The organism is Xylophilus sp. ASV27, assembly GCF_016428875.1.
In the GTDB taxonomy this organism is placed as follows: domain Bacteria; phylum Pseudomonadota; class Gammaproteobacteria; order Burkholderiales; family Burkholderiaceae_C; genus Xylophilus.
Genome location: NZ_JAELTO010000193.1, coordinates 1 through 3,448, shown reverse-complemented (window position 1 = coordinate 3,448; position 3,448 = coordinate 1). Strand labels below are relative to the sequence as shown.

Sequence of the window (3,448 nt, the reverse complement as noted above, 5' to 3'; positions counted from 1 at the left end):
GCCCTGTTCGATGCGCACGTCGCCGCGCACGAAGTCGAAGGCGAAACCCTCGCTGAACACGTCGCGGAAGTCCAGCGTCAGCCGGCGCGGCAGCGACTGCAGCGACAGCACCCCGAGCAGCTTGGCCAGCCCCGGCTCGGCCTTGAGGAACTGGCCCGACTCGACGTTGAGGTTGAGCTGCCCGGCCATGGACGGGTAGTCAGGGCTCAAAGGCGAGCCGGTCCAGGCCACCCGGCCCTGCAGGCGGCCGGCGCCGCGGCGCACCACGTCGTGCATGCCGAAGCGCGCCAGCAGCGGCGCCGCGTCGCGGATGTCGAGCTGGAAGTCCATCACGGTGCGGTGCCGCGCGCCGCCGGCGGCGGCGCGGGCGGCGCGGCCCCAGTCGCCGGTGGCGGCAAAGGTGGCCTCGGGCATGGCCAGGTTGAGCTTGTTCAAATGCCACTCGCGGTCGCGGCCGTTGGCGGCGGTCCGGTGGACCGCGTCGATCTCCAGGCGTCCCAGGCGCCGGCCCTTGAGTTCGAAATCCTCCACCACGATGTCCAGCGCCGGCAGCACGCTCTCGCCGCCGCCGCTTCGGCCTTCATCCAGCAGGGTCTCGACCTCGCTGGCGGCACTCTCCGGCACCTTCAGCCGCGCCAGCCGCGCGAACACCCGCGCACCGCTGCCGGCCGCGGCCGGCCGGTATTCGGCATAGCCGCTGAGTTCGTCCGCATCGACGTTGGCGCGCCAGACCGCGCCCTCGCGCGAGCCGCCGAGCACCACCCTGTGCAGCGTGCGGCCCTCGACCGCCAGCGCATCGGCCTGGACGGCGAAGGTATCGGGCAGGTAGTCCGACGCGCCGCCCGGCCCCGCCGCCGGGCCGGCAACCGCAGACCCGGACGCTGCCGCAGGTGGGGGACTTGCGGCGGCCCCCGCCAGCACCGCCTCCCAGGCGTCGACGTCGAAGCGGCCCAGGCGCGCACTGGCGGCCACGCCCCGCCCAGGCAGGGGCGGCGGCTCGTCCGAGCCCAGACCGATGCCAATGCTGCCGCGCAACACGCGCGGCGCCCCGTCCGCCACGTCGCGCTCGTAGCGCAGCGCTGCCGCACCGCCCAGCTCCAGCACGACGCGGTCGCGTGCGGAGTCCCGCTCAGGCGCCAGCAGGCTGTTCTCGTAGCGCAGCGGCATTACTGCATCGGCGCTCTTGCCCAGCGGTGCGGGCAGGTCCAGGCCCAGGCCCTGCAGGCTGCTGGTCAGCAGGATCTCGGGCCGGCCCTCGCGCACGCCGATGGTGGCGCTGTAGGCGGTGGCGCCCGAGGCATGCGCGGCCAGGCGCGAGACGAAGCCCAGTTCCGCGGCCTCGCGCAGCCCGGCCGCGCTGACCGTGCCCTGCACCCGCATCGTCATGGGCGCAGCGGCGGCGCTGCGCATGCTGCCCTCGATACGCGCATCGCCTCCGAGCATGGACACCTGGACACCGCTGAGGCTGAAGCCCGCCTCCGTGAAGGCCACCGTGCCGCGCGCACGCGCCAGCAGCAGCGAGTCGGGCGTGAAGCGCAGGTCGTTGCCCGCCAGCAGCAGGCTGCCCTGTACGCGCGTGCGGTGCAGGTCGGCCAGCGGCAGCGACAAATCGAGCTTGAGTTCGGCCGGCCCGGTGGCGCTGGCGTGCTGCAGCGCGCCCTCGATCACGCCGCCGATGGGCGAGCCGTTGACGGCCGCCAGCATCGCGCCCAAGGGACCGCGGGTCGAAGCGGTGACGCCGACCACGCCATGCTCCAGATCGGGAATCCGTGCATCGGCCCGCAGCACCTGCAGTTCGGCCACCTTGCCAGGCAGCCCGAGGCGGCCGGTGGCGTTGCGGATCTCCATGCCCTTGCGCTCGAACACCAGCTCGGCGGCCAGCGGCGCCAGCACGGGCCAGGGCGCTTGCCCGGCAGGCTGGTGGCTGGCCGGCACATAGGCGAAGGTGGCGTCGCGGATCTGCGCGGCAATGCGGAAGTCGCCCTGGCGCGGATCGGTGAAGGGCATGTGCAGCAGGTCGCCGCGCACATGGAACTGCATGCCCGTGGCGCGGCCGGCCTGGACCGCGTCGCGCACGTAATGCCGCACGTCAGGCGCGATCACCTGTGGCAGGTAGCGGTGCACCCGCGCAGCGTCGGCGCGCTGCAGGCTGCCGGTCAGATCCAGTACGCCCGGGAACCGGGCCGCGCCCTCGCCGGCCGCGGTGTGCCAACTGCCCCGCGCCTCGCCGGCGGCGTCGGCGTTGGTGAAGCTCAGGCGCGGCACCTCCACCGCGATACGGCTGCCCGCGAGCGTCCAGCGCAGTTCCGCGCGCAGCGCGTCCACCGGCACCACGGGTTCTTCGAACACGCCGGGGAATTCCAGCGCGCCGCCATCGATGGCCAGTTGCGCGCTGCCGCCGGCCTGGCTGAGGTCGAAGTCCACGCTGGCGCCGCGCAGGCCCGGCGCGCCCGTGGGGGGATGCACATGGTGGCCCGGTACCGCCGGTGCAGGCGCCGTCGCCGGGGCCGGCAGCGCCTCCACGGCCAGCCCCACGGCGCGGCCCCGGACCTGGTAGCCGACGGGTGCGTCGACCTGACCCTCCCAGCGCGCCAGCAGGTTCTCGATCTGGCCGCGCGGCGCGCGCGCCGCCAGCGCCCGGCGCACCGGCTCGGCCAGCGGCAGCCGCTCGCCGATGTGGGCCAGCGCCGCCAGGTCGATGCGCTCGGCCTGCAGCTCGCCCTGCGCGGCGCGGCGCGGCCCGGCCGCGGTGTAGCGGAGTTCGGCATGGCCGGCGGGCCAGTGGGTGCCGTCGTCGGTATCGAACTGCAGTCCCTGCGCCGCCAGCGTGAAGCCGGCCTCGCTGTAGACCCCCGACAGACGGCCCTGCAGGCGGTGCAGCGACAGCGGCTCCAGCCCCGGGGCGGCGCGCACCTCCACCGTCTGCAGCGCCAGGTCGAGCACGCCGCCGGCAACGCTGCGCTGCCGCACGTCGGCCCAGGCGCGCAGCGCGCCCTGCCCGCTGGCAACGTCCACGCCGAAGCGCGACAGGTCGATGTGCTGGCGCAACTGCGACACGTCGACCTGGGTGAAGTCGGCATGGAGCTGGCCGACCCAGTCCTGCCAGCGGCCGTTGTGGCCGGCCAGCAGCGGCTGGCGAAAGCGGCCCATCACGCGAAAGCGCTCGCCCCAGCTTGCGGGGGGCGTGGCGTCCAGGCGCATCGCGTGGCGCCAGGGCCGGTTGCGCAGCACGATGTCCACCTGCGACAGCGCCAGCGGCTGCGCGCCGCGCTGCTCGTCGGTCCAGCGCACGGTGCCGTTCTGCACCACCACCTCGGTCTGCGAGAACAGCCAGTCGGCCGCAGCGCTGCCGTCGTCGGCGCCATCGGCGGAGATGGCAATGCCCGCGACGAGGATGCGGCCGTCGGCCGTGCGCCGCACGTCGAGCTCGGGCGCGCCGAGGTAGAGC

Annotated in this window: 1 protein-coding gene; it reads right to left on the bottom strand. The window is 74.7% G+C overall.

The genetic code is table 11. From position 1 onward, the window contains the following. A partial coding sequence (locus JHD63_RS22000; protein WP_198972920.1) for a YhdP family phospholipid transporter occupies positions 1 to 3,448 on the bottom strand: 3,448 nt, incomplete at both ends.